Source organism: Modestobacter altitudinis (genome assembly GCF_005930475.1).
Classification (GTDB): Bacteria; Actinomycetota; Actinomycetes; order Mycobacteriales; family Geodermatophilaceae; genus Modestobacter; species Modestobacter altitudinis.
Genome location: NZ_SJEW01000035.1, coordinates 25,833 through 50,425, shown reverse-complemented (window position 1 = coordinate 50,425; position 24,593 = coordinate 25,833). Strand labels below are relative to the sequence as shown.

Sequence of the window (24,593 nt, the reverse complement as noted above, 5' to 3'; positions counted from 1 at the left end):
GTGGGCGGGCGGCGGGGGCGTTGGGAACTCGCGGGTCCGGGTGAGCGTTCACCTGCTGACGAATCGCGGTCCGCCGGGCGATGGCGCTCGTGCGGAGCCGGTTCGACGTGGAGGGGAGTATCCCGCCGCGGCACCGTCGTCAACACGAGGTCCCATGACCTCCGGCGCTGCCGGCCGACCGCGACCAGGTCGGTGGGAGAGACCTCCGGGTACTGACGCATCTGCCAGTAGCACCGGAGGAACTCACGCATGGACGTCCCCTTCTGGATCTGGGCGATCACCATCGCCGCGATCGTCGGGATGCTGGTCTTCGACTTCGTCGGCCACGTCCGGACCCCGCACGCACCCTCGCTGCGCGAGGCGGCCACCTGGTCGGCGGTCTACATCGGCATCGCCGTCGTCTTCGGCCTGCTGGTGCTCTGGTTCGGCGGAGCGACCCCGGGCGGTGAGTACTTCGCCGGCTACATCACCGAGAAGAGCCTCTCGGTGGACAACCTCTTCGTGTTCGTCCTCATCATGGCCAGCTTCGGCGTCCCGCGGATCGCCCAGCAGAAGGTGCTGCTGTTCGGCATCACCTTCGCGCTGGTGCTGCGGACGATCTTCATCCTCGTCGGCGCCGCGGCGATCGAGAACTTCAGCTGGGTCTTCTACCTCTTCGGCGCCATCCTCATCTACACCGCCTGGGTGCAGGCCCGCAGCGGTGGTCACAACGGCGACGAGGAGTACCAGGAGAACGCCGTCCTGCGGCTGGTGCGCAAGGTCGTCCCGACGACCGAAGAGCACCACGACGACAAGATGACGGTCACCGTGCAGGGCAAGCGGTACATCACCCCGCTGGCCATCGCGCTGATCGCCATCGGCACCGCCGACATCATCTTCGCCGTCGACTCGATCCCGGCGATCTTCGGTCTGACCCAGGACACCTACCTGGTCTTCGCCGCCAACGCGTTCTCGCTGCTGGGTCTGCGGCAGCTCTTCTTCCTCATCGACGGGCTGCTCGACCGGCTGGTGTACCTGGCCTACGGCCTCGCGGTGATCCTCGCCTTCATCGGCGCCAAGCTCGTCATCCACGCGCTGCACACCAACGAGCTGTCCTGGGTCAACGGTGGCGAGCACATCACCGCGATCCCGGAGATCCCGACCTGGCTGTCGCTGGCGGTCATCTTGGTCACCCTGCTGGTGACGACGCTGGCCAGCCTGCGGCACGACCGCAAGGTCCGCGAGCGTCGGCGGGTCCGGGACGCCGCCGCTGCCTCCGGGATCACCGGCGGGGCCACCGCTGCGAGCACCCGGAGCGCCGAGCCAGCCACCGCGCCGGCCGCCGAGCGGGCCACCGCGCCGTCCTCGGCGCGCACCGACTGACCGCACAGCACGCTCTTGGGCCGGGGACGACGACGCGTCGTCCCCGGCCCGTGCCGTCCGTGTCTGCGGGCACGAATTCGTTGGCCGGTACACCCGGGGAGTGACCCGTAGAGTCGTGACCCGTGGAGCTCCCCGTCTGGTTCGAGGTCGCGACGTTCGTGGGGCTGACGGTCCTGTTGCTCGCCGACCTGGCCCTCGTCGTCCGCCGTCCGCACGAGCCGTCGGTGAAGGAGGCGACCGCCTGGGTCGTCTTCTACGTCGCCCTGGCGCTGGTCTTCGGGGCGGTCGTCCTCGCGGTCACCAACGGCCAGTTCGCGACCGAGTTCTACGCCGGCTGGCTGACCGAGTACTCGCTGTCGGTCGACAACCTCTTCGTCTTCGTGATCATCATGGCGCGCTTCCAGGTGCCCCGGAAGCTGCAGCAAGAGGTCCTGATGGTCGGGATCATCATCGCGCTCGTGCTCCGCGGGGTCTTCATCCTGCTGGGCGCCGCGGTGATCGAGCGCTTCACCTGGGTCTTCTACATCTTCGGCGCCTTCCTCGTGTACACCGCCATCAACCTGGTCCGGCACCGGGGCGAGGACGAGGACTACGAGGAGAACGCGCTCATCCGGCGGATGCGCAAGGTCCTGCCGATCACCCAGGACTTCCACGAGAGCAAGATCCGGGTCACCCAGGACGGCAAGAAGTTCTGGACGCCGATGATCGTGGTGTTCCTGGCGCTGGGCACGACCGACCTGCTGTTCGCGCTGGACAGCATCCCGGCGATCTTCGGGCTCACCAAGGAGCCGTTCATCGTCTTCACCGCGAACATCTTCGCGTTGATGGGCCTGCGCCAGCTCTACTTCCTGCTCGGCGGGCTGCTCAAGCGGCTGGTCTACCTCTCGATCGGCCTGGCGGTGATCCTGGCCTTCATCGGCGTCAAGCTGATCATGGAGGCGCTGCACACCAACGAGCTGCCGTTCATCAACGGCGGCGAGCACATCGAGGCGGTCCCGGAGATCCCGATCTGGCTCTCGCTCACCGTGATCCTCGGCGTGCTGGTCATCGCCACCGTCGCCAGCCTGCTCAAGACCCGCGGCGAGACCCCGGACGACGACGAGCGGCCGCGGGTGGCCGGCGGCGAGGCAGCGGTGGACACCGACGAGGCCGGGCGCACCGCCCCGGCCGCCCAGGCCGACGAGCCCCGCCGTACCTGACGCCGCCGCTCCCCGCTCGCCCAGCGGGCGGGGAGCCGGTCACTGAGACTGTCCCGGGCCGCCCAGCACCGGCGGCCGTCCGACGGGGAGAAGAGAACCACTCGATGTCCGGCCTCTACGGCAGCAGCACCACCCAGAACGTCCCGCGCGTCGCCATCGCTGAGCTGATCGGCACCTATCTGCTGGTCCTCGCCGGGACCTCGGTCGCCGCCGCCGCGCTGCTCGACCAGCCGATCGCCGGCGGGACGGCCGACTCGCTGGCCATCGCGCTGGCCTTCGGCCTCGCGCTGGTGGCGCTGGTCAACGCACTCGGCCACGTGTCCGGCGCCCACCTGAACCCGGCCGTCACCCTGGCGCTGGCGGTCACCGGCGCGTTCCCGTGGCGGTACGTGCCGGCCTACCTGCTGGCCCAGCTCGGCGGCGCCGTCCTGGCCAGCCTCACCGTGTGGCTCACCTACGGGGACGCCGCCCGCGACTCCGCCTCGCTGGCCGCGACGCTGCCCGGTGGCGGGGTCAGCACGCTGACCGTGTTCGTCATCGAGGCGGTCGTGACCTTCTTCCTCGTGCTGGTCATCGTCTCGGTGGCCACCGACAGCCGGGTGGCCAAGGGCGCCGCGGGCCTGGCCGTCGGGTTCACCCTGGCCGTCGGGGTGCTGGTGGCCGGCCCGCTCTCCGGCGGAGCGGTCAACCCGGCCCGCGCCCTGGGCCCGATGATCGTGGCCGGCACCTTCGACGGCGCGTGGGCCTACGTGCTCGGCCCGGTGCTCGGTGGCGTCCTGGCGGCCGTCCTGTACGCGCGGTTCCTCGGCCAGGGGCAGGACCCCGCCCAGGCCGAGAACGCCGCCGAGACCGCCGCCTGACCGGTCGGCTCAGCTCGGCGCGACGGTCCCCGCCTCGACCGTCGCGCCGCCGGTGGCCACCAGCTCGCCGTCCCGCCACACCTCGCGCACCCGGCCGGACAGGCCGGTGAGGTCGGAGGCGTCACCCTCCAGGACGACGACGTCGGCCCGCTTGCCGGGCTCGAGGCTGCCCAGCTGGTCGGCCACGCCGAGCAGCTCCGCCGCGGACAGGGTGGTGGCGTGCCAGGCCTGCTCCGGGCGCATCCCGCAGTCGGCCATCAGGCCCAGCTCGACGAGGTTGTCCCCGTGCGGACCGACGCCGCTGTCGGTGCCCATGGCGACCTTCACCCCGGCCGCGATCGCCCGGCCGACCGACTCGTCGTGGGCCGCCTGCACGTTGCGGGCCTTGTCGATCACCGTCTGCGGCAGCGAGGCGCCGGCGGCCACCGCCGCCAGCACGGCGCGCGGCGCGGCCAGGGTCGGGACCAGCCAGGTGCCGCGCTGCAGCATCAGGTCGATCGCCTCGTCGTCGAGGAAGATGCCGTGCTCGATGGAGCGGATCCCGGCCCGCACGGCGGCCTTGATCCCGCCGGCACCCTGGGCGTGGGACATGACGTACACCCCGGCCGCCTCCGCCTCCTCGACCAGGGCGTCGAGCTCGGCGGCGCGGAAGTGCGGGTGCCGCGGGTCGTCCCGGGCCGAGAGGACGCCGCCGCTGGTGGCCACCTTGATCACGTCGGCGCCGGCCCGCAGCAGCTGGCGCACCGTGCGCCGCATCTCGTCCGGGCCGTCGACGACGGTCGCCGGCCGGCCCGGGTGCGGGGCGAAGATGGGCAGGTCGGCGCCGCAGACGTGCCAGCCGTCGCCGTGGCCGCCGGTCTGGGACAGCATGCTGATCGCGATCTGCATCCGCGGGCCGGCGATCAGCCCGCTCCGGACCGCCTCGGCGACGCCCAGGTCGGCTCCGCCGGCGTCGCGGACCGAGGTGATGCCCTGTGCGAGGGTGCGCCGCAGGTTGTGCAGCGCCTCGTAGTAGCCGTAGCCGAAGGGCGTCTGCAGCTGCCGGAGGGTGTCGACGCCGCTCATCATCACGTGCACGTGGCAGTCGATGAGGCCCGGCAGCACGGTCGCGCCGGTGCAGTCGACCACCTCGTCGCCGTCCAGCCCGGGGCCGACCTCGACGATCCGGCCGTCCTCGACCAGCACGTCCGCGGGCGCTGCCGGGGCGCCCGTGCCGTCGAGGACCCTGCCACCGGAGAACACGCGTCGCGTCATCCGGGCACCCTAGCGCTTTCTTAGCGGTCCTCAGGATCATGCGGCCCAGGAGCGGGGTCCGGTCGGCACGTGGTTGGCTGCCGGTCATGGGCTCTTCGTCCGACGCCGGCCGCATCGCCGGTCTGGTCGGCGCCCTCTTCGGCCTCGCCGGCATGGGCAGTGCTGCGGTGGCGGTCACGCTGCCGGCCATCGCCGCCGACCTCGACCTGACCACCGGTGGCGTCTCCTGGGTGATCAGCCTCTACGCGCTGATGCTGGCCGTGGCGACAGCTGTGTACGGCCGGATCGCCGACCTGACCGGCATCCGGCTGCCACTCGTCGTCGGCGTGGGCCTGATGACCGCGGGCGCGGTGCTCGGCGCCCTGGCCCCCAGCTACCCGGTGCTGCTGGGTGCCCGCCTGCTCCAGGGGACGGGCGCAGCAGCGGTCCCGGTGCTCGGCATGGCGATCGTCAGCGCCAAGTACGACGGAGCGGTGCGTACCGCCGCGCTCGGCCGGGTCGCCGGTACCGCGGCGGCGGTCAGCGCGCTCGGGCCGCTGGCCGGTGGCCTGGTCGCCGACGTCGCGGGCTGGCGCGCGGTCGTGGTGCTGCCGGCGCTCGGGCTGCTGTTGGTGCCGGTGCTGTGGCGCGCGGTCCCCACCGACGGGACCGGGGCCCGGCTGGACGTGCTGGGTGCAGTCCTGGTCGCGGGCACCGGAGCCGGCCTGGTGCTGCTGGTGCAGTCCCCGGCGTCGGGGGTGGCGATCGCCGTCGTCGGTGCCGCCCTCCTCGCGCTGGGCATCCCGGCGGTCGCCGCGCAGGTGCGCCGCCGGCCAGAGGGGTTCCTGCCCACGGTCGTCGTCCGGGAGCCGGTGGTGGTGCGCAGCGCGCTGGCTGCCTCGGCCGTCCCGGCCGCCTGGTTCGCGCTGCTGATCGCCGTCCCTGCCGTGCTGGCCGGTGAGGGATGGACGCCGCTGCGCATCGGCCTGGCGTTGGTGCCCAGCGCGCTCACCGGCTTCCTCGCCCCCCGGCTGGCCGGCCCGCTGCTGGCCCGACTGGGCCCGGCCCGGTCGCTGGTCATCTCCGGGGTCACGGCGACGGTCGCGCTGCTGGCGGCAGCCCTGGGCGCCGCCGCCGGGTCCGCGCCCGGGCTGGTGTCGGCCGTCGTCCTGGTGACCCTCGCCTTCGGTCTGGGCCAGCCGGCGCTGATGGCCGCGGTCGGCGATGCCGTCCCGGTCGAGGTGCGCGGCGTCGCCCTCGGCATCGCCACGCTGGTGTTCCTGGTCGGCGGCGGGGTGGGGTCGGCGGTGGTCGGCGGCGTCGGGGAGGTGCTCGGGCTCGACCGCAGCCTGCTGGTGCTCGCCGCCCTACCGCTGCTGGGTGCGCTGGGCCTGGTCCGCAGCATCCGGGCGGACCGGCGCGACCCGGGAGCTCGCACCCCTCAGTAGCGCTCACGATCTGGGGCGCTCCGGGGCTGGGCTAGCGTGCCGGTCATGCGGCCGACCGACCTCTCCCTGCTGCGCGTCCCCGGTGTGCCGACGGTGTCCCCGGACGGGACGACCGCCGTCGTCTCCGTCTCCCGTCTGGACCTCGACGCCGACGAGTACCGCGGCCAGCTGTGGACCGTGCCGACGGACGGGTCCGCGCCGGCCCGCCCGCTCACCCACGGGCACCGGGACACCGAGCCGGTGTTCTCCCCGGACGGCCGCTGGCTGGCCTACCTCTCCGCCGAGCCGAAGGGCAAGCCGCAGCTGCACGTGCTGGCCACCGCCGGGGGAGTGGCACGCGCGCTCACCGACCACCACCTCGGGGCCGGGACGCCGGTCTGGTCGCCGGACTCCCGCCGGCTCGCCTACACCGCGCGGGTGCCCGAGGCCGGTCGCTACGGCACCGACGAGGACGTGCCGCCCGCGGCCGAGGCGCCGCGGCTGATCACCACGCTGAAGTACCGCGCCGACGGGGTCGGCTTCACCAACGACCGCCGCAGCCACGTCTTCGTCGTGGACCTGCCCGCCGAGACCGAGGACGACGGCGTCGCGTCACCGCCGCCGTTCCAGGTCACCGGTGGGGACGTCGACGACACCGACGTCGCCTGGAGCCCGGACGGCACCGAGCTGGCCTTCGTCTCCGCCCGGCACGAGGGCGCGGACACCGACCGGGTCACCGACGTCTACACCGTGCGCCCGGACGGCACCGGGCTGCGGAAGGTGACCGGGTCCCGGTCCGCGGTCGCCCACCCGGCCTACGACCCCGAGGACCCCGCCGGCAGCACCATCTACCTCACCGCCCAGCCCGACCTCGGCCCGCTGGGCCGTGACTTCGTCGGCCGGAACTCCACGCTGTGCCGGGTGTCCGCCGCCGGTGGTGAGGTGGAACCGCTGCTGGACCCCGAGGAGCACGACCGGGGTGACGAGACCCCGGCGACGGTGGTCGCCGGCGGGGCGGCGTTCATCGGCATCCGGCGCCGCGGCGCGGTCGAGCTGCTGCGTGTGCCGCTGTCCGGCGGTGCGCCCGAACCGCTCGTCGACGGGCACTACACGGTGCGCGGGATCGCGGTGGGTGGCGGCGTCGTCGTCGCCACGGTGGCGCACGACCGGTCCGCCGGGGAGCTGATCGCGATCACCCCCGGTCGCCGCCGGCTGATCACCGGGTTCGGTGCGCCGCTGCAGGCCACCGGCCGGCTGCACCGGATGCGGGAGACGACGGCGACCGCACCCGACGGCTACCCGGTGCACGGCTGGGTGACCAGCCCGCCCGGCCCGGGGCCGCACCCGGTGCTGCTCACCGTGCACGGCGGCCCGTTCGCGCAGTACGGCTGGACGCTGTTCGACGAGACCCAGGCCTACGTCGAGGCCGGCTACGCGGTGGTCCAGTGCAACCCGCGCGGCTCCTCGGGCTACGGCCAGGCGCACGGGCGGGTCATCAAGGAGCACATGGGCGAGCTGGACGCCGACGACGTCCTCGCGTTCCTGGACGCCGCGCTCGAGGACCCGACCCTGGACTCCTCGCGGGTCGGCATCATGGGCGGCTCCTACGGCGGGTTCATGACCACGCTGCTGCTCGGCCGGACCGACCGGTTCGTCGCCGGCATCAGCGAGCGGGCCTTCAACGACCCGGTCAGCTTCGTCGGCTCCTCCGACATCGGGTTCTTCTTCCCCGACGAGTACGTGGGCACCGACCCCGAGCGGGTCGCTGCCCAGTCGCCGATGGCCTCGGCGCACCGGATCACCACCCCGACGCTGGTCATCCACTCCGAGGAGGACTGGCGCTGCCCGCTCGAGCAGGGCACCCGGCTGTTCGTCGAGCTCAAGCGCCGCGACGTCCCGACCGAGCTGCTGCTCTTCCCGGGGGAGGGCCACGAGCTGTCCCGGTCCGGCCGGCCGAAGCACCGGCAGGCCCGGCTGGAGCACGTGCTGCGCTGGTGGGGGCAGTGGCTGCCGACCTCGCGGAACAGCTCGGCGGCGGGCGCACTGCCGGCCGGCGCGGAGGCCGCGGTGCCCGCAGCGGTCCGGACCCAGCCGCTGACGGTCGAGGCGACGCGAGTGCGGTGACCTCGCCCCAGCTGCTCGCCGCCGCGCCGGAGCTCGCCGCCACCGCGCTGCGCACCGTCCGCGAGGAGTTCCCCAACGGCCTCTACGTCCACTACACCGGGCCGGGCGACGCACCGCTGCGGCCGCGCGACCGGCACCCGGCGTTCTACGGCAGCTACGACTGGCACTCCGCGGTCGAGATGCACTGGGTGCTGCTCCGGCTGCTGCGGCTGGCGCCCGCCGCAGTGCCCGCCGCCGAGGTCCGGGCGGTGCTCCACGAGCACTGGACGGCCGAGGCGATCGCGGCGGAGGTGGCCCACGCCGTCGCCCACCCGGGGTGGGAGCGGCCCTACGGCTGGGCGTGGGCGCTGACCCTGGTCGAGGAGGCGGCCTCGTGGGCTGCGGCGCCGGACGCCCCGGACGACGTCCGCCGCTGGGCCGCCTTGCTGCAGCCGCTGGCCGACCACTTCCTCGGCGCCTTCGCCCGCTGGTTGCCGGCGGCTCCCTACCCGGTCCGCTCGGGGCTGCACCCGAACAGCGCCTTCGGTCTGCTGAGGGCGCTGCCGGCCGCGCGCCGGGCCGGAGCCGACGGCGTCCTCGTCGACGCAGCGCTGCGCTGGTTCGCCGACGACGCCGACGCCCCGGTGCGCTGGGAGCCGTCGGGATCGGACTTCCTGTCCCCGTCGCTGGTGGAGGCGGTGCTGATGACGACGGTGCTGCCGGACCCGGAGGGCTGGCTGCCCCGGTTCCTCCCTGCCCCGCGGTTCGCCCCCGCGGTGGTGGGCGACGCGAGCGACGGGCAGACCGCGCACCTGCACGGGCTGAACCTCTCGCGGGCGTGGTGCCTGCGCCGGCTGGCGGCCGTCTGGCCCGAGGCCCGCGACGAGCTGCTGGCCTCGGCCGGCGAGCACGCCGCGGCGGCGCTGCCGCACGTCAGCGGCAGCGACTACATGGTCGAGCACTGGCTGGCCGCCTACGCGCTGCTGTACCTGGACGAGCAGTACTGACGCCGAGCCCCGGGGATGGCAGGGTCAGGGCGTGGTCGAGCGCCGGGTCCCTCGCTGGTCGGAGTTCTCCGAGCTGGTCCGGCCCCGCCGGCTGCCGGGCGACGCCATCGACCGCCGGCTGGCGCGGGCGGCGACGATCGGCGACCTGCGCGAGCTGGCCCGCCGGACGGTGCCGCGCGCGGTCTTCGACTACACCGACGGCGCCGCCGGTGCGGAGATCTCGCTGCGGCGCTCGCGCGAGGCCTTCGAGCGCGTCGAGTTCTGCCCGCGGGTGCTGCGCGACGTGAGCGCGGTGGACGCCTCGACGACGTTGCTCGGCGCCCCGTCGGCCCTGCCACTGGTCCTCGCGCCGACCGGCTTCACCCGGCTGATGCACACCGAGGGCGAGTCCGCCGTCGGCCGGGTGGCGCAGCGGGTCGGCGTCCCGTACGCGCTGTCGACGATGGGGACGACGTCGGTCGAGGCGCTGGCCGCGGCGGCGCCGGCGGCCCGGAGGTGGTTCCAGCTGTACCTGTGGCGCGACCGGGACGCCAGCGCGGCCCTGGTCGAGCGGGCTCGGGTGGCCGGCTACGAGGCGCTGGTGCTCACCGTCGACACCCCGGTCGCCGGGCCCCGGCTGCGCGACGTCCGCAACGGGTTCTCTATCCCGCCGGCGTTGACCGTGCGCACCGTGGCGAACGCCGCCGTCCACCCGCGCTGGTGGGTCGACCTGCTCACCACCCCACCGCTGGAGTTCGCCTCGCTGCGCTCCTGGGGCGGCACGATCGCCGACCTGGTCGACCGGGTCTTCGAGCCGGCGGCGACGGTGGCCGACGTCGAGCGGCTGCGGGCGTCGTGGCCGGGCGCGCTGGTCGTCAAGGGCGTGCAGGGGGTGGACGACGCGCGGGCGGTCGTGGACGCGGGAGCCGACGCCGTGGTCGTCAGCAACCACGGCGGCCGGCAGCTCGACCGCGCACCCACGCCGCTGGAGCAGCTGCCCGCCGTCGCGGCGGCGGTCGGGGACCGGGCGGAGGTGTACGTGGACGGTGGCGTCCTCGACGGCGCCGACGTGGTCGCCGCGGTGGCCCTCGGGGCCCGCGCCTGCCTGGTCGGCCGGGCCTACCTGTACGGGCTGATGGCCGGCGGTGAGCGCGGGGTGCAGCGGGCGGTCGACATCCTGACCCGTGAGGTCACCCGCACGATGCAGCTGCTCGGGGTCGCGAGCGTCGCCGAGCTGACCCCGCAACGGGCCCGGCTGCGCTCCTGACCTGGGGGTGACGTGCTGGAGCGGCCTGCCTGCAGGGGCCCGCGGGTCGCGGAGCGACTCGTGGGGAGCAGGCAGGTCCGCATAGGGTGCGTCATGGACGTCGTCGAGGTCACCCCGTCGTTCGATCAGTACGCGTTCACCTTCGGCGGCGTCGCACCGCTGATGCGCGTCCGACCGGGGACGGCGCTGCGGCTGTGGTCCGACGACGCGTTCTGCGGCGCGCTGCGCTCGGTGGCGGACCGCTCCAGCGACAAGGTCGACCTGCGCTTCGTGAACCCGCAGACCGGCCCCTTCCACGTGGAGGGCGCCGAACCCGGTGACACGCTCGCGCTGCACCTCGTGGCGCTCGAGCCCGCGCGCGACTGGGGCGCCTCGGCCGCCATCCCGTTCTTCGGCGGCCTCACCAGCACCGACCGGGTCGCCACCCTCCAGGACCCGCTGCCGGACACGACCTGGATCTACGAGCTCGACCGTGCCCGCAACACGGTCACCTTCGTGGCCGGCTCCAGCGACTTCACGGTGGACCTGCCGGTCGAGCCGATGCTCGGCACGGTGGGCGTGGCACCGCCCGGGGGAGAGGCGCGCAGCTCGCTGGTGCCCGAGCGGTTCGGCGGCAACATGGACACCCCGCAGATGCGGGCCGGCACCACCTGCTTCCTCGGGGTGAACGTCGAGGGCGCGCTGTTCTCCCTCGGGGACGGGCACTACCGGCAGGGCGAGGGGGAGGCCTGCGGCACCGCCGTCGAGGGCGCCATGACGACCACGCTGATCGTCGACCTCATCAAGGGCGGCGCCCCGGCCTGGCCCCGGCTCGAGGACGACACCCACTGGATGACCGTCGGCTCCAGCCGCCCGTTGGAGGACGCCTGGCGGATCGGCCAGGTCGAGCTCGTCCGCTGGTTCGGCGAGCTCTACGGCCTGGCCCCGATGGACGCCTACCAGCTGCTCTCGCAGATCACCGAGGTCCCGATCGCCAACGTCGTCGACGCGAACTACAGCGCCGTCGTCAAGGCGCGCAAGTCGCTGCTGCCCAGGGCGGCGGCCTACGGCGGCCTGCACGACGACCTGCGCGCCCGCGCAGCGACCCTCCGCTAGATCGGACCGACCATGGACCTGCAGCTGACCGGCTCCCGCGTGCTCGTCACCGGTGGCACCCGCGGCATCGGGCGCGCGATCGTCGAGGCGTTCGTCGACGAGGGCGCCGCCGTGGAGTTCTGCGCCCGCGACGCCGGCGAGATCGAGGCGACCGAGAAGGCGCTGGCCGGCCGGGGCGCCGGCCTGCGCGGCGTGCAGCTCGACGTCCGCGACGGCGCCGCGCTGACCGCGTGGGTGGCCGCAGCGGCCGAGCGGCTGGGCGGCCTCGACGCCGTCGTGGCCAACATCAGCGCGCTCGCCATCCCGGACACCGAGGAGAACTGGTACACCTCGTTCGAGGTCGACCTGATGCACACCGTGCGGCTGGTGACCGCGGCCCTGCCGCACCTGGAGGCCAGCGACGACGGGTCGGTCGTGGCGATCTCCAGCGTCTCGGGCCGCGAGGCCGACTTCGCCTCCGGCCCGTACGGGACGATGAAGACGGCCATCATCGGGTACGTCTCCGGCCTGGCGCTCCAGCTGGCCGGCCGGGTGCGGGCCAACGTCGTGTCCCCGGGCAACACCTACTTCGACGGCGGCGTCTGGCAGCAGATCGAGCGGGGGGACGCCGACCTCTTCAGCACGGCCCTGGGTCTGAACCCGACCGGGCAGATGGGCACGCCCGAGGAGTCGGCCCGGGCGGTCGTCTTCCTCAGCAGTCCGGTCGCGAGCCGGATCTCGGGCACGAACCTGGTGGTCGACGGCGCGTTGACCCGGGGCATCCAGCTCTGACCCGCCGTCCGGGAGGAAGTCGGGGGCGTCCTCGTTCCCGCATCCCCGCAGGGGGCCTAGCGTGCACGGATGGCGCTCATCTACCCCGTGCAGGCCGATGCCCCCGAGCCCGACGAGGAGAGCGAGCCGGACTTCGACGAGCTCGCCGCCGACCTGTCCGACACCTGGCTGGTCGAGATCGCGGTCAGTGAGGACGGGGATGATGCGTGCTTCGGGCCGCTCACCGCACGGGCCGCCTGGGACCTGGCCGTCGACCTCGACGACCGCCGCCCGGAGTGGACGGTGTCGGTCGTGCCGTTGCACGTCGCCGGGACGGCGGCCGAGCTCGTCGAGCTGTTCGAGGACTAGCGCGGCCGACGGCGCAGGGACGCGACACCGACGAGGACCAGGGTGCCGGCCAGCGCCACCTCGACGGCGCGTGCCCGACCGCTGGCCCGGACGATGCCGAGCGCGTCGGGCCGTGCCCGGCGGGTGCCCAGCAGCAGACCGCCGAGGGCGGAGTCCACGCCGGCGCCGACGGTCACCACGTCCTGGGCGGGGGAGCGCAGCCGGGCGGTGAGCCCGGCGTCGGCCAGCGCGTCGGCGAGGCCACCGACGTCGGCCCTTCCCGGCCGGACGCCGGTCCGCGCGGTGGCCGCCGCCCGGAGGGCGAGCACGAAGCCGCGGACGTCGTCGGCGACCACGTCCAGGTCACCGCCCTGGGCGGTGACCCGCACGGGCGCGCCGTCGACCACGAGGGACAGGTCGGCGGTCACGTCGAGGCGGGTCACCTCCGCGGTCATCCCTGGGCGGCGTTCTCGGCGGTGGTGATCCGCAGCGTGCCGTTCAGTCGCCAGGTCGCACGCGGGGCGTCCGAGCCGGTCTCCCGCGGCACCTCCACCACCATGTCGACGAACTGGTAGTTGATCGCCGCGCCCTTGCCGGTCAGGTAGGACCACATCTCCTTGCCGAGGTCGGCGAAGCTGGTGGTGTCGTGGGACTTGATGTCCCGGCCACCGGTGGCGGCGTCGTTGCTCGTCATGGACATGGGGCTCTCCTCGGGTCGGTCGGGTCGCAGCCGTCAGCCGCGACGGACGCCGTGCGGCATCGGTCGCCTCCTACCCGGTGGTGTGCAATCGAACCGGCCGACCGCAACCGTGCGTCCGGCTGCGGGCCGGTGGACCCACGTGTCGTCCGGGAGCTCGCCGGACAGCCGGGTCCCCACGTCGTCGACCAGGCTGCTGAACCGGGCGGCGTCCTGCTGGGTGTCGCCGGCACCGCCGGGGAAGAGGCTGTCGCTGGTGATCGCGGTGCCTGACCGCGCACGCGCTCCTACCCCTGAGCGCCCCACCAGGGACACCCGTCCCATCGCCCCCGTTCACCGACTGTGGGGGAAGAACGGGCGAAGGGCGGCTGGTGGCTCGAACGGTCTCCAGGCCCCCTCGGCCATCCCGAGCCGGTCGGCCAGCACCCACAGCACGGCAGGGTTGTACCCGAGGCCCAGGGGACTGCCACGAACCTCGACGTTCTCCCGGCGAGGCCGGTGCTCGTACCTGCACGACGACCAGGGCACGATGCCGTCCGACCGGCTGTACACCGACGTCGCGGGCACGCGCAGCGAGCCGCGCTCGGCCCAGGGCCGGGGCACGGCGTCGACCCCGCGGGGCAGGCGAGGGCCGCGGTCCACCATGCCGGAGGCGCTGCGCATCCACGGGGCCCGCCGCGTCACTGGGCTGCCCAGCGTGACGATCCCGCGGACGCTGGCCGGCGCGGCCCTGGCCAGCTCCTGGGCGTACAGCCCCCCGAGACTCCACCCGACCAGGCTGACCCGCCGTCCCGAGTTCCGGTGCAACAGGTCGAGGCGCGAGCGCAGTTCCTGTACGACCCGCCCCGTGGGGCCGCGGTTCCTGCCGAGGCTCCACGCGGACACGTCATGTCCGAGAGCTCGCAGAGCGGTGCGGAGGGGCATCGTGGCGGCATCGCCGGTCAGCCATCCCGGCAGCACCAGCACGGGCTGGCCGTCACCGCGGCGCGCTGTGGCGAGCACCGGCCACACAGCCGCCAGGGCAGCGACGTCCAACGCGGCTCGCGGCGGTTCGGTCGCGAGCCGGGCCAGGGAGCGGACGCGCGTGGTGGTGATCACCTGGCCCAGCATCCCCTGACCGGCAGCAGCCGCGCCGCACTGCGGATGTCGCCGAGCTGCCCGGCCAGCATCGGGAACGGTTGGACCGTGAGCCCAGGGCCGACGTGCGTCACCCGCACGGTCAGGTGGCGTGCGTCGAGGACGGCGGCGACGCGATCCTGCTCGACCACGGGCAGCCGAGGATCCCCTCGTGCAGCGTCGCGACCCGGCTAGGTCCGTCGACGGCACGAACGCGACCTCCGGTGCTGAGACAAGCACCTCGCCGGCACGGCAGGACCACACTCCGGCTCAGCGGCGTCCCTGCACTCGCTCCGTCCCTGGAGCCGCCTTCACGGACACCGTCGGACGCTGCTCACCAGCCGCGCTCGCGCCATTCCGCCAGGTGCGGGCGCTCGGCACCGAGGGTCGAGTCCTTGCCGTGCCCGGGGTAGAACCACGTGTCGTCGTCGAGCCGGCCGAAGACCCGTTCCTCCAGGTCGTCCATGAGCGACGTGAAGTCCTCCGGAGTCGTCGTCCTCCCAGGACCGCCCGGGAAGAGGCTGTCCCCGGTGAAGACGTGGGTGCCGGCGCCCTCGGGGCCGCGCCAGACCAGCGCGATGCTGCCGGGCGTGTGCCCGCGCAGGTGCACCACCTCGAGCACCTGGTCACCGACGGCGACCGTGTCGCCGTGCTCGACCGGGCGGGTGACCGCGACCGGCAGGTCGGCCGCGTCGGCCGGCTGGGCCACGGTCTGCGCGCCGGTCGCCTCGACGACCTGGGGCAGCGCCCGGTGGTGGTCCCAGTGCCCGTGCGTGGTGACCACGGTGCGCACGTCGGCGCCCTCCACGAGCGCCAGGAGCGCCTCCGGCTCGGCCGCGGCGTCGATGAGCAGCGCCTCGCCGGTGCCCGAGGTGAGCAGGTAGGCGTTGTTGGCCATCTCGCTGACGGCCAGCTTCGCGATGGTCAGCCCGGGCAGCTCCCGGACGTCGGCCGGCCCGCCGACCTGCACGTCCCCGGTGTACGACTGCCCGCTCATCGCGCTCCGATCTGAGACTGTCGGTGACCCCGGATAGGTTCGACCGCATGGACGCTAGTGCAGACCGGCTGCCGGCCTCTGAAGTCGCCGACCGGTCCCTCGTCGGGCTGCCGGCCACGGAGATCGCCGCCCGGGTCCGGTCCGGGGGGCTGTCCGCCGTCGAGGTGGTGCGCGCCCACCTGGCCCACCTGGCCGACGTCGAGGCGCGGATCGGCGCCTTCCGGGTGGTGCGCACCGCCGCCGCGCTCGCCGAGGCGGCCGCCGTCGACAGCTCCCCGCGGCGCGCCGAGCTGCCGCTCGCCGGCGTGCCGGTCGCGGTCAAGGACAACGTCGCGGTCGCCGGCGAGGTCGCCACGGACGGTTCGCGGGCGCACGTCCCCCGCCCGGCGACGGCGGACCACCCCGTCGTCGCCCGGCTCCGGGCCGCCGGCGCGGTCGTCGTCGGCATCACCCGGGTCCCCGAGCTGTGCATCTACGCCGCCACCGATGCCCCCGGCACCGTCACCCGCAACCCGTGGGACACGGCCCGCTCCCCGGCGGGGTCCTCCGGTGGCAGCGCGGCCGCGGTCGCCGCCGGCGTGGTGCCGCTGGCCCACGGCAACGACGGGATGGGCTCGCTCCGGCTGCCTGCGGCGGCCTGCGGGCTGGTCACGCTGAAGCCGGGGCGGGGGGTGGTGCCGGGCCCGGTCGGCGCCAACTCCTGGTTCGGGATGGCGGAGCACGGCGTCCTGGCGACCACCACCGCCGACCTGGCCGCCGGCCTGGCCGTCCTCGCCGGCCGGCCGGTGGCCGAGCCGGAGGCGCCGGTGGCCCCGCTGCGGATCGCCGTCTCGACCCGGTCGCCGGTCCCCGGGGTGCGGCTGGACGCCGCCGGCCGGGCCGCGGTCGACGCCGTCGTCGGCGAGCTGCGGGCGGCCGGGCACACCGTGCTGCGCAAGGACCCGGTGGTTCTCCCCGGGGCCGCGCTCGGCACCGTCGTCCGGTGGCTGGCCGGGGCGGACGCCGACGCCGAGGCGCTCGGCCTCGACCCGGTGGGGATGGAGCCGCGCAGCCGCACCCACGCCCGCCTGGGCCGCTGGGTGCGCCGGGCCGGGCTGGTGCGGCCGCGCACGGCGGAGGCGTTCCGGGGGCGGATGACGAGCTTCTTCGCCGACGTCGACGTGCTGCTCACCCCGGTGGTCGCCGGTCCGCCGCTGCCGGCCCGGCCGTGGCACGAGCGGGGGTTCCTGGCCAACACCACGGCCAACGCGCGCTGGGCGCCGTGGACCTCCGCCTGGAACCTGGCCGGGCTGCCGGCCCTGGTGCTGCCCGCCGGTCCAGGCCGGGCGGGCCTGCCCAGCTCGGTGCAGTTCGTCGGCCCGGCCGGCTCCGAGACGCGGCTACTCTGGCTGTCCGGGGAGGTGGAGCGCCGGTTGCCCTGGCGCCGGCACGCACCCGTCTTCGTCCCTGACCAGCCGGCCGGGAGCCGCTCCGGCTGACCCTGCCCACCTCGGGCGGGCCTGCCTGCCCGGGAGACCCGGGCGACACGCCGCGCCGGGAAGCCCGCCTCCTGGCACACCGTTCGACTGGTCGATGAACGACACGCGGCCACCGCTCCGCCCCGCACCACTGGTCCTCGCCCCGCCGCGAACCGACCAGCACCAGCACCAGCACACTGCGACCGACAGGGATCACATGGACCGGCTCGTCGTCCGCGGCGCCCGAGAGCACAACCTCAAGGACGTCCACATCGACCTGCCCCGCGACGCGATGATCGTGTTCACGGGGCTCTCCGGCTCGGGCAAGTCCAGCCTGGCCTTCGACACGATCTTCGCCGAGGGGCAGCGCCGCTACGTCGAGTCGCTGTCGGCCTACGCCCGCCAGTTCCTCGGGCAGATGGACAAGCCGGACGTCGACTTCATCGAGGGCCTGTCCCCGGCGGTGTCGATCGACCAGAAGTCGACCAACCGGAACCCGCGGTCGACCGTCGGCACCATCACCGAGGTCTACGACTACCTCCGCCTGCTGTACGCCCGCGCCGGCCAGCCGCACTGCCCCAACTGCGGCAAGCCGATCTCCCGGCAGACCCCGCAGCAGATCGTCGACCAGGTGCTGGCCATGGAGGAGGGCACCCGCTTCCAGGTGCTCGCCCCCGTCGTCCGGGCCCGCAAGGGCGAGTACGTCGACCTGTTCAGCTCGCTGCAGACCCAGGGCTTCTCCCGGGTCCGGGTCGACGGCACCGTGCACCCGCTGACCGAGCCGCCCAAGCTCAAGAAGCAGGAGAAGCACACGATCGAGGTGATCATCGACCGGCTCACCGTCAAGGAGAGCGCCAAGCGCCGGCTCACCGACTCGGTCGAGACCGCGCTCGGCCTGGCCGGCGGCCTGGTCGTGCTGGACTTCGTCGACCTCGCCGAGGACGACCCGCAGCGCGAGCGCACCTTCTCCGAGCACCTCGCCTGCATCGACGACGGGCTGTCCTTCGAGGCGCTGGAGCCCCGCTCGTTCTCCTTCAACTCCCCGTTCGGCGCCTGCCCGGAGTGCACCGGCATCGGCACCCGCAAGGAGGTCGACCCCGACCTCGTCGTGCCGGACCCGCAGAAGAGCCTCGGCGAGGGCGCCATCGCGCCGTGGGCCGGGTCGATGAGCAACGAGTACTTCCAGCGGCTGCTCGGCGGCCTCGCCGACATGATCGGCTTCTCGATGCAGACCCCGTGGGAGGAGCTCCCGGCCAAGGTGCAGAAGGCCGTGCTGCACGGGTCACCGGACCAGGTGCACGTCCGGTACAAGAACCGCTACGGCCGCGAGCGCAGCTACTACGCCGCCTTCGAGGGCGTGCTGCCCTTCCTCGAGCGCCGCCACGAGGACACCGACAGCGAGTTCATGAAGGACAAGTACGAGGGCTACATGCGCGACGTGCCCTGCCCGGTCTGCCACGGCACCCGGCTCAAGCCGGAGATCCTCGCCGTCAAGATGAACGGCCGGTCCATCGCCGAGGTCACCGGCCTGTCCATCGGCGACGCGTCGGAGTGGCTCAGCGCGCTGGAGCTGGGTGGCCGCGAGAAGGCGATCGCCGACCGCGTGCTCCGCGAGATCCAGGCCCGGCTGTCCTTCCTCGTCGACGTCGGGCTGGACTACCTGTCCCTCGACCGGCCGGCGGCGACGCTCGCCGGGGGCGAGGCCCAGCGGATCCGGCTGGCCACCCAGATCGGGTCCGGCCTGGTCGGCGTCCTCTACGTGCTCGACGAGCCCTCGATCGGGCTGCACCAGCGGGACAACGTCCGGCTGATCGAGACCCTCGTGCGGCTGCGCGACATGGGCAACACGCTCATCGTCGTCGAGCACGACGAGGACACCATCAAGCAGGCCGACTGGATCGTCGACATCGGACCCGGCGCCGGCGAGCACGGCGGCGAGGTGGTGGTCAGCGGCACCTACGACGACCTGCTGGCCAGCGAGCGGTCGATCACCGGGCAGTACCTGTCCGGCCGACGGGAGATCACCATCCCGAAGATCCGCCGCGAGCCCGTCCCGGGCCGCGAGCTGGTCATCAAGGGCGCCCGGGAGAACACCCTCCGCGGCATCGACGTGGCCTTCCCGCTCGGCGTGCTGGTCGCCGTCACCGGCGTCTCGGGCTCGGGCAAGTCCAGCCTGGTCAACGACATCCTGTACACGACCCTGGCCAACGAGCTGAACCGCGCGCGGATGGTGCCCGGCCGGCACCGCACCATCACCGGCCTGGACCAGCTGGACAAGGTGGTCGGTGTCGACCAGTCGCCGATCGGCCGCACCCCGCGGTCCAACCCGGCCACGTACACCGGCGTCTGGGACCACGTCCGCAAGCTGTTCGCCAGCACGACGGAGGCCAAGGTCCGCGGCTACCAGCCCGGCCGGTTCTCCTTCAACGTCAAGGGCGGCCGGTGCGAGGCCTGCTCCGGTGACGGCACCCTGAAGATCGAGATGAACTTCCTGCCCGACGTGTACGTCCCGTGCGAGGTGTGCAAGGGCGCCCGGTTCAACCGGGAGACCCTCGAGGTGCACTACAAGGGCAAGACGGTCGCCGAGGTGCTCAACATGCCGATCGAGGAGGCGGCCGACTTCTTCGCCGCGATCCCCGCGATCGCCCGCTACATGCGCACCCTCACCGACGTCGGGCTCGGGTACGTCCGGCTCGGCCAGCCCGCGACGACGCTCTCCGGTGGCGAGGCCCAGCGGGTCAAGCTCGCCAGCGAGCTGCAGAAGCGGTCCAACGGCCGGACCATCTACGTGCTCGACGAGCCCACCACCGGCCTGCACTTCGAGGACATCAGCAAGCTGCTCAAGGTCGTCCAGGGCCTGGTCGACAAGGGCAACTCGGTCATCGTCATCGAGCACAACCTCGACGTCATCAAGAGCGCCGACTGGCTGATCGACATGGGTCCCGAGGGTGGTTTCCGCGGCGGCATGGTCGTCGCGGAGGGGTCGCCGGAGTTCGTGGCCTCGGTGCCGGAGAGCCACACCGGCCGGTTCCTTGCCCAGATCCTGGACCCGGACGCCGTCGCGGCCGCTGCCGCGCCGATGAAGAAGCGGCCGCGGAAGAAGGGCCAGCTGGTCGCCTCCGCGGCCGGCGAGAAGGCCAGCTGACGGAACGACCGGGGAGGGGCTGCGGACCCGCCCCGGTCGTCGTCCGGGGGAGAGGTCGCGCTCCGGCGTCGATCCTCGCCGGGCCGTTCCCGTTGTGCGCCCGCTGTGGTCGACTGGGCAGGTGAGCAACGCAGCTCCGGCAGGAGCCGTCCGGTGTCGATGAGTCGCAGGTCCTTCCTCGCCGGCGCCGTCGCTGCCCCGGCCCTCGCGGCGCTGGCCGGCTGTGCCGGCACCGTCGTCCAGCCCGGTGACCTCTCCCGGCTGCGGATGATGGTCCCGGCCAGCCCCGGTGGTGGCTGGGACACCACGGCCCGCACCCTGCAGCGGGTGATCCAGCAGGCGGGCGTGGCCCGCAACGTGCAGGTGTTCAACGTCGAGGGTGCCGGCGGCACGATCGGCCTGGGCCAGCTCGCCCGCGACGACGACGACGCGCTGCTGATGATGATGGGCCTGGTCATGGTGGGCGCGGTCGACACCAACGACTCCACGACCCGGCTCACCGACGTCACCCCGATCGCCCAGCTGATCGGCGAGACCGAGCTGATCGTCGTCCCCGCGGAGTCACCGCACGACGACCTGGCCTCCTTCGTCGCGGCCTGGGCTGCCGACCCCCGCGGCACCCCGATCGCCGGCGGCTCGGCCGGCGGCACCGACCAGATCCTGGCCGGCCTGCTCGCCCAGGCGGCCGGCATCGACCCCGTGCAGGTCAACTACATCCCGTACTCCGGCGGGGGCGAGTCGCTCGCCGCCCTGCTCGGCAACCAGGTCGCCGCCGGCATCTCCGGCACCGCCGACTACGGCGAGCAGGTCACCTCCGGCACGCTCAAGGGCCTCGCCGTCTCCACGGCCGAGCGGTCCGGCCAGGTCCCCGACGTCCCGACGATCATCGAGTCCGGCTTCGACGTCGAGGTGACCAACTGGCGCGGCCTGATGGCCCGCCCCGGGATGAGCGAGGACGCCCGGGAGGACCTCATCGCGCTGGTCCAGGACGCGCACGACAGCGACGAGTGGGCCGAGGCGCTGGAGAACAACGGGTGGCTGGACACCTTTCAGACCGGGGACGAGTACGGCGAGTTCCTCGCCGAGGAGGAGACCCGCGTGCGGCAGATCCTGACCGAGATCGGGCTGATCCCGTGAGCACGGCAGCCGGGCCGCCGACCGAGCGCGCGACCGGGCAGCCGGCCGCTCCACCCGCCGCCGGACGCGAGCGCAACACCGGCGAGATGGTGATGTCGCTGCTGCTGGCGGCGCTCGGCGTCTACCTGCTCGTCGACGCCGGGGCGATCGCGGTGCCGGGCTCGTCGAACACCGTGGGCCCACGCTTCTTCCCCTACGCGGTGGGCGGGCTGACCGTGGCCACCGGCACCGCGCTGGCCATCCGGACACTGCGCGGCGACCGCGGCCCCTCCGACGACAGCGAGGACGTCGACCTCGACGCCCCGACCGACTGGCGCGCCGTCGCCGTCATCGCCGTGGCCTTCCTGGCGCACGCGGTGCTGATCAACGTGATCGGCTGGCCGCTGGCGGCGGCGCTGATGTTCGCCGCGGTGGCCTGGGCGCTCGGCGCGGTCGGCGTCGTCCGGCCGTTCCTCATCGGGCTGACCGCCGCCTGCATCGTCTGGATCGTCTTCGTCAAGGCGCTCAACGTGGCCCTGCCCGGAGGCGTCGTCCTCGAGTACCTGACGAGCTGGTTCTGATGGGCGCCCTGGGCGACCTCGCCGGCGGGTTCGCCGACGCCCTCACCCCGCTCAACCTGCTCTTCGCGCTGCTGGGGGTGCTGCTGGGCACCGCCGTCGGCGTGCTGCCCGGCATCGGCCCGGCGATGACCGTCGCGCTGCTCCTCCCGGTCACCTACGTGCTGGAGCCGACCAGCGCGTTCATCATGTTCGCCGGCATCTACTACGGCGGCATGTACGGCGGGTCGACGACGTCGATCCTGCTCAACACCCCCGGCGAGTCCAGCTCGATCATGACCGCGCTGGAGGGCAACAAGATGGCCAAGGCCGGGCGTGGCTCGGCCGCGCTGGCCACCGCCGCGATCGGCTCGTTCGTCGCCGGCACCATCGCCACCGTGCTGCTCGCCCTGGTCGCGCCCACCGTGGTCGACCTGGCGATCGGCATCACCGCCGCGGACTACTTCGCCCTGGCGGTCATCGCCTTCGTCGCGGTCGCCACCGTGCTCGGCTCCTCGCCGCTGCGCGGGCTGGCCTCGCTCTGCATCGGGCTGTACCTGGGGCTGGTCGGCACGGACGTGCTCACCGGTCAGGAGCGTTTCGCCCTCGGCATCCCGCAGCTGTCCGACGGGATCGACGTCGTCGTGGTCGCGGTGGCGCTGTTCGCCGTCGGCGAGGCGCTCTACGTCGCCTCCCGGCTGCGCCGCGGGTCGGTGCAGGTGCTCGACGCCAGCGCCGGCTGGCTGACCAGGCAGGACATGCGGCGCTCCTGGAAGCCCTGGTTGCGCGGCACCGCGCTGGGCTTCCCGCTCGGCGCGCTGCCGGCCGGTGGCGCGGAGATCCCGACGTTCCTCTCCTACGCCGCGGAGCGGAAGCTCACCAAGCACCCGGAGGAGTTCGGCAAGGGCGCGATCGAGGGGGTCGCCGGGCCGGAGGCCGCCAACAACGCCTCGGCGGCCGGCGTGCTCGTCCCGCTGCTGACGCTGGGGCTGCCCACCTCGGCGACGGCGGCGATCCTGCTGGCCGCCTTCCAGGGCTACGGCATCCAGCCCGGACCGACGCTGCTCACCACCGAGGGCCCGCTGGTGTGGACGCTGATCGCCTCGCTGCTGATCGGCAACTTCATGCTGCTGGTGATCAACCTGCCGCTGGTCGGGGTGTGGGTGAAGCTGCTGCGGATCCCGAGGCCCTACCTGTACGCGGGCATCCTGGTGTTCGCCTCGCTCGGCTCGTTCGCGGTCAACGCCGACCCGCTGGACCTGGTGATCCTGCTGGTGATCGGGCTGCTCGGGTTCCTGATGCGCCGGTACGGCTGGCCGGTCGCCCCGGCGGTCATCGGGCTGATCCTCGGGCCGATCGCCGAGACCAACCTGCGCCGCGCGCTGGCGATCAGCGACGGCGACCTCGGCGTGCTGGTCGACACCTGGTTCAGCCGCATCGTGCTCGCGCTGGCGTTGATCGCGCTGGTCGGCCCGATCGTGCTCCGCCTCGTCAAGGGCCCGCGGTCCACGCCCGAGCAGCTGCAGGCCGACGGTCACCTCGAGCACCGCGACCGTGACGAGGCCGTCCCCACGGGTGCCGATCGGGAGGACAGGTCATGACGGCTGCCGTGGTGGTCGGGTACGTGCCCAACCCGCGGGGGGACGCGGCCCTCGAGCACGCCCTGCAGGAGTGCCGGCGCCGGGGCGCCCGCCTGGTCGTGCTGAACGCCTCCCGCGGCGACGCGCTGGTCGACGAGGACGTGGTGCGCGGCGCGGCGCTGGAGCAGCTGGAGCGGCAGCTCGGCGACTCCGGGGTGCCGTTCGAGCTACGTCAGCCGGTGCGCGGCCGGGACGTCGCCGAGGAGCTCGCCGACGTGGTCAGCGACACCTCGGCCGAGCTGGTGGTCATCGGGCTGCGCCGGCGCTCCGCGGTCGGCAAGCTGCTCATGGGCAGCGCAGCCCAGCGGATCCTGTTGGACGTCGACTGCCCGGTGCTGGCGGTCAAGGGCCCGCCGCACGCGGGGTGAACGGTCGGCCCGCGCGGGCCCGGGAGGCGCGGACATGACGACGGTGGGCGAGCGGCACGTCATCGAGGCGTCGGCGGGGTGCACGTGACCCACCGGCGGTGGCTGCCCACCGGCGACCCGCGCGCGACCGTCCAGGTGGTGCACGGCGCCAGCGAGCACTCCGGCCGGTACGAGCGGCTGGCGAGTGCGCTCACCGCCCGGGGACTGGCCGTGTACGCCACGGACCTGTGCGGTCACGGCCGGACGGCCGAGGGCACCGGCACCGGCCGATTCGGGGCTCCGGGCGTGGGCGGCGTGCTGGACGACGTCCGGGCGCTGCACCTGGTCGCCGCCGAGCAGCACCCCGGCCTGCCGCGACTGCTCCTCGGGCACTCGATGGGCTCGCCCTCGCCGCCGCCGAGGCCGACGGCGGCGACCTCGCCGGTCTGGTGCTGTGCGGGCCGCTGGGCGCCGACCCGGCGCTGACCGACACAGTCACCCGGCTGGAGGCCGCGGTGGCGGCCGGGCTCGGCGAGCAGCCGCTGACCTGCGACTACGCCGCCGGCGTCTTCGGGACGAACGTCCGGGCCACCACCGCCGAGGGCGTCGCCGAGCTCCCCGACGGGCTGCCGGTGCTGCTGCTGTCCGGGCAGCGGGACCCCGTCGGCGGGGTCGACGCCGGGCACGTCACCGCCCTGGCCGGGCTGCTCCGCGACCGGGGGCTGCCGGTCGAGCAGCACGTCCACCCCGACGCCCGGCACGAGGTGTTCAACGAGACCAACCGGGACGAGGTCGTCGCCGGCCTGCTCGCCTGGATCGACGCCCGGCTCGCCGGCTGAACCCGGTGCGACGCGTTCCCGCAGGTCAGGGACACCCCGCCCGGAGTGTCGG

Annotated in this window: 24 protein-coding genes; 18 read left to right on the top strand and 6 right to left on the bottom strand. The window is 73.8% G+C overall.

The window, feature by feature from the left end:
• The first annotated feature begins 249 nt into the window (after window positions 1-249).
• From FHL79_RS14255 to FHL79_RS14245, 3 genes are all read left to right on the top strand, one after another.
• The gene (locus FHL79_RS14255; protein WP_246080790.1) at window positions 250-1,362 is read left to right on the top strand and encodes a TerC family protein; all 1,113 of its coding nucleotides are present in this window, start codon (window positions 250-252) and stop codon (window positions 1,360-1,362) included.
• Between the two features lie 122 nt (window positions 1,363-1,484).
• Window positions 1,485-2,561 carry a TerC family protein gene (locus tag FHL79_RS14250; RefSeq protein WP_138759247.1) on the top strand — a complete coding sequence of 359 codons (1,077 nt, stop codon included), beginning with the start codon at window positions 1,485-1,487 and terminating at the stop codon, window positions 2,559-2,561.
• Window positions 2,562-2,665: 104 nt separating this feature from the next.
• A complete protein-coding gene (locus FHL79_RS14245) occupies window positions 2,666-3,421 on the top strand; it encodes an MIP/aquaporin family protein (RefSeq protein WP_138759246.1) in 756 nt (251 codons plus the stop codon).
• A 9-nt stretch (window positions 3,422-3,430) separates the two neighbouring features.
• Here FHL79_RS14245 and FHL79_RS14240 read toward each other — a convergent pair whose 3' ends face one another.
• Window positions 3,431-4,675, bottom strand: a complete 1,245-nt coding sequence (locus tag FHL79_RS14240) for a metal-dependent hydrolase family protein (RefSeq protein ID WP_138759245.1) — start codon at window positions 4,673-4,675, stop codon at window positions 3,431-3,433.
• Between the two features lie 86 nt (window positions 4,676-4,761).
• Here FHL79_RS14240 and FHL79_RS14235 point away from each other — a divergent pair, with 86 nt between their 5' ends.
• The 7 genes from FHL79_RS14235 (at window position 4,762) to FHL79_RS14205 (ending at window position 12,651) form a co-directional block, all read left to right on the top strand.
• Entirely contained in the window at window positions 4,762-6,102 is a 1,341-nt protein-coding gene (locus tag FHL79_RS14235) for an MFS transporter (RefSeq protein WP_171058166.1), read from the top strand.
• Between the two features lie 45 nt (window positions 6,103-6,147).
• On the top strand, window positions 6,148-8,205 hold the full coding sequence (locus FHL79_RS14230; RefSeq protein WP_138759243.1) for a S9 family peptidase: 2,058 nt from the start codon (window positions 6,148-6,150) through the stop codon (window positions 8,203-8,205).
• Entirely contained in the window at window positions 8,202-9,191 is a 990-nt protein-coding gene (locus FHL79_RS14225) for a DUF2891 family protein (RefSeq protein ID WP_138759242.1), read from the top strand. The genes FHL79_RS14230 and FHL79_RS14225 overlap by 4 nt, the downstream gene beginning before the upstream one ends.
• 31 nt (window positions 9,192-9,222) lie before the next feature.
• Complete coding sequence (locus tag FHL79_RS14220) at window positions 9,223-10,437, top strand: alpha-hydroxy acid oxidase (RefSeq protein WP_138759241.1); 1,215 nt, start codon at window positions 9,223-9,225, stop codon at window positions 10,435-10,437.
• Between the two features lie 93 nt (window positions 10,438-10,530).
• On the top strand, window positions 10,531-11,532 hold the full coding sequence (locus tag FHL79_RS14215; RefSeq protein ID WP_138759240.1) for an acetamidase/formamidase family protein: 1,002 nt from the start codon (window positions 10,531-10,533) through the stop codon (window positions 11,530-11,532).
• A 12-nt stretch (window positions 11,533-11,544) separates the two neighbouring features.
• The gene (locus tag FHL79_RS14210; RefSeq protein WP_138759239.1) at window positions 11,545-12,303 is read left to right on the top strand and encodes an SDR family NAD(P)-dependent oxidoreductase; all 759 of its coding nucleotides are present in this window, start codon (window positions 11,545-11,547) and stop codon (window positions 12,301-12,303) included.
• Window positions 12,304-12,372: 69 nt separating this feature from the next.
• A complete protein-coding gene (locus tag FHL79_RS14205) occupies window positions 12,373-12,651 on the top strand; it encodes a hypothetical protein (RefSeq protein ID WP_138759238.1) in 279 nt (92 codons plus the stop codon).
• Here the strand turns inward: FHL79_RS14205 and FHL79_RS14200 are convergent.
• The 5 genes from FHL79_RS14200 to FHL79_RS14185 all read right to left on the bottom strand — a co-directional run bounded on the left by FHL79_RS14200 (window position 12,648) and on the right by FHL79_RS14185 (window position 15,440).
• On the bottom strand, window positions 12,648-13,085 hold the full coding sequence (locus FHL79_RS14200) for a hypothetical protein (RefSeq protein WP_138759237.1): 438 nt from the start codon (window positions 13,083-13,085) through the stop codon (window positions 12,648-12,650). The two genes, FHL79_RS14205 and FHL79_RS14200, sit on opposite strands and share 4 nt — an antisense overlap.
• Window positions 13,082-13,330 carry a hypothetical protein gene (locus FHL79_RS14195; protein WP_138759236.1) on the bottom strand — a complete coding sequence of 83 codons (249 nt, stop codon included), beginning with the start codon at window positions 13,328-13,330 and terminating at the stop codon, window positions 13,082-13,084. Before FHL79_RS14195 ends, FHL79_RS14200 begins: the two co-directional genes overlap by 4 nt.
• A 330-nt stretch (window positions 13,331-13,660) precedes the next feature.
• On the bottom strand, window positions 13,661-14,425 hold the full coding sequence (locus tag FHL79_RS14190; protein ID WP_138759235.1) for a lipase family alpha/beta hydrolase: 765 nt from the start codon (window positions 14,423-14,425) through the stop codon (window positions 13,661-13,663).
• Complete coding sequence (locus FHL79_RS25130) at window positions 14,422-14,595, bottom strand: hypothetical protein (RefSeq protein WP_171058165.1); 174 nt, start codon at window positions 14,593-14,595, stop codon at window positions 14,422-14,424. Before FHL79_RS25130 ends, FHL79_RS14190 begins: the two co-directional genes overlap by 4 nt.
• Window positions 14,596-14,777: 182 nt before the next feature.
• A complete protein-coding gene (locus FHL79_RS14185) occupies window positions 14,778-15,440 on the bottom strand; it encodes an MBL fold metallo-hydrolase (RefSeq protein WP_138759234.1) in 663 nt (220 codons plus the stop codon).
• 47 nt (window positions 15,441-15,487) lie between these two features.
• Between FHL79_RS14185 and FHL79_RS14180 the strand changes: the two genes are divergently transcribed.
• The 8 genes from FHL79_RS14180 (at window position 15,488) to FHL79_RS25820 (ending at window position 24,541) form a co-directional block, all read left to right on the top strand.
• The gene (locus FHL79_RS14180) at window positions 15,488-16,918 is read left to right on the top strand and encodes an amidase (RefSeq protein ID WP_138759233.1); all 1,431 of its coding nucleotides are present in this window, start codon (window positions 15,488-15,490) and stop codon (window positions 16,916-16,918) included.
• Between the two features lie 196 nt (window positions 16,919-17,114).
• Window positions 17,115-20,042 (top strand): excinuclease ABC subunit UvrA, encoded by a 2,928-nt coding sequence (gene uvrA, locus FHL79_RS14175; RefSeq protein WP_138759232.1) that lies wholly within the window; start codon window positions 17,115-17,117, stop codon window positions 20,040-20,042.
• A gap of 159 nt (window positions 20,043-20,201) precedes the next feature.
• Window positions 20,202-21,179, top strand: a complete 978-nt coding sequence (locus tag FHL79_RS14170; RefSeq protein WP_246080788.1) for a Bug family tripartite tricarboxylate transporter substrate binding protein — start codon at window positions 20,202-20,204, stop codon at window positions 21,177-21,179.
• Complete coding sequence (locus FHL79_RS14165) at window positions 21,176-21,739, top strand: tripartite tricarboxylate transporter TctB family protein (protein WP_138759230.1); 564 nt, start codon at window positions 21,176-21,178, stop codon at window positions 21,737-21,739. The genes FHL79_RS14170 and FHL79_RS14165 overlap by 4 nt, the downstream gene beginning before the upstream one ends.
• Entirely contained in the window at window positions 21,739-23,316 is a 1,578-nt protein-coding gene (locus tag FHL79_RS14160; protein ID WP_138759229.1) for a tripartite tricarboxylate transporter permease, read from the top strand. Before FHL79_RS14165 ends, FHL79_RS14160 begins: the two co-directional genes overlap by 1 nt.
• Complete coding sequence (locus FHL79_RS14155) at window positions 23,313-23,723, top strand: universal stress protein (RefSeq protein ID WP_138759228.1); 411 nt, start codon at window positions 23,313-23,315, stop codon at window positions 23,721-23,723. The genes FHL79_RS14160 and FHL79_RS14155 overlap by 4 nt, the downstream gene beginning before the upstream one ends.
• An 84-nt stretch (window positions 23,724-23,807) precedes the next feature.
• The gene (locus FHL79_RS25825; RefSeq protein ID WP_246080786.1) at window positions 23,808-24,188 is read left to right on the top strand and encodes an alpha/beta fold hydrolase; all 381 of its coding nucleotides are present in this window, start codon (window positions 23,808-23,810) and stop codon (window positions 24,186-24,188) included.
• Window positions 24,152-24,541 carry an alpha/beta hydrolase gene (locus tag FHL79_RS25820; RefSeq protein ID WP_246080785.1) on the top strand — a complete coding sequence of 130 codons (390 nt, stop codon included), beginning with the start codon at window positions 24,152-24,154 and terminating at the stop codon, window positions 24,539-24,541. The genes FHL79_RS25825 and FHL79_RS25820 overlap by 37 nt, the downstream gene beginning before the upstream one ends.
• The last annotated feature ends 52 nt before the right edge of the window (window positions 24,542-24,593 follow it).

Bases quoted from the DNA above. Each gene is read 5' to 3' on its own strand.
- FHL79_RS14215 (WP_138759240.1), top strand. From the start codon at position 10,531: ATGGACGTCGTCGAGGTCACCCCGTCGTTCGATCAGTACGCGTTCACC.
- FHL79_RS14185 (WP_138759234.1), bottom strand. From the start codon at position 15,440: ATGAGCGGGCAGTCGTACACCGGGGACGTGCAGGTCGGCGGGCCGGCC.
- FHL79_RS14200 (WP_138759237.1), bottom strand. From the start codon at position 13,085: ATGACCGCGGAGGTGACCCGCCTCGACGTGACCGCCGACCTGTCCCTC.
- FHL79_RS14170 (WP_246080788.1), top strand. From the start codon at position 20,202: ATGAGTCGCAGGTCCTTCCTCGCCGGCGCCGTCGCTGCCCCGGCCCTC.
- uvrA (WP_138759232.1), top strand. From the start codon at position 17,115: ATGGACCGGCTCGTCGTCCGCGGCGCCCGAGAGCACAACCTCAAGGAC.
- FHL79_RS14180 (WP_138759233.1), top strand. From the start codon at position 15,488: ATGGACGCTAGTGCAGACCGGCTGCCGGCCTCTGAAGTCGCCGACCGG.
- FHL79_RS14210 (WP_138759239.1), top strand. From the start codon at position 11,545: ATGGACCTGCAGCTGACCGGCTCCCGCGTGCTCGTCACCGGTGGCACC.
- FHL79_RS14160 (WP_138759229.1), top strand. From the start codon at position 21,739: ATGGGCGCCCTGGGCGACCTCGCCGGCGGGTTCGCCGACGCCCTCACC.
- FHL79_RS14230 (WP_138759243.1), top strand. From the start codon at position 6,148: ATGCGGCCGACCGACCTCTCCCTGCTGCGCGTCCCCGGTGTGCCGACG.
- FHL79_RS14195 (WP_138759236.1), bottom strand. From the start codon at position 13,330: ATGTCCATGACGAGCAACGACGCCGCCACCGGTGGCCGGGACATCAAG.
- FHL79_RS14240 (WP_138759245.1), bottom strand. From the start codon at position 4,675: ATGACGCGACGCGTGTTCTCCGGTGGCAGGGTCCTCGACGGCACGGGC.
- FHL79_RS14205 (WP_138759238.1), top strand. From the start codon at position 12,373: ATGGCGCTCATCTACCCCGTGCAGGCCGATGCCCCCGAGCCCGACGAG.
- FHL79_RS14235 (WP_171058166.1), top strand. From the start codon at position 4,762: ATGGGCTCTTCGTCCGACGCCGGCCGCATCGCCGGTCTGGTCGGCGCC.
- FHL79_RS14245 (WP_138759246.1), top strand. From the start codon at position 2,666: ATGTCCGGCCTCTACGGCAGCAGCACCACCCAGAACGTCCCGCGCGTC.
- FHL79_RS14155 (WP_138759228.1), top strand. From the start codon at position 23,313: ATGACGGCTGCCGTGGTGGTCGGGTACGTGCCCAACCCGCGGGGGGAC.
- FHL79_RS14255 (WP_246080790.1), top strand. From the start codon at position 250: ATGGACGTCCCCTTCTGGATCTGGGCGATCACCATCGCCGCGATCGTC.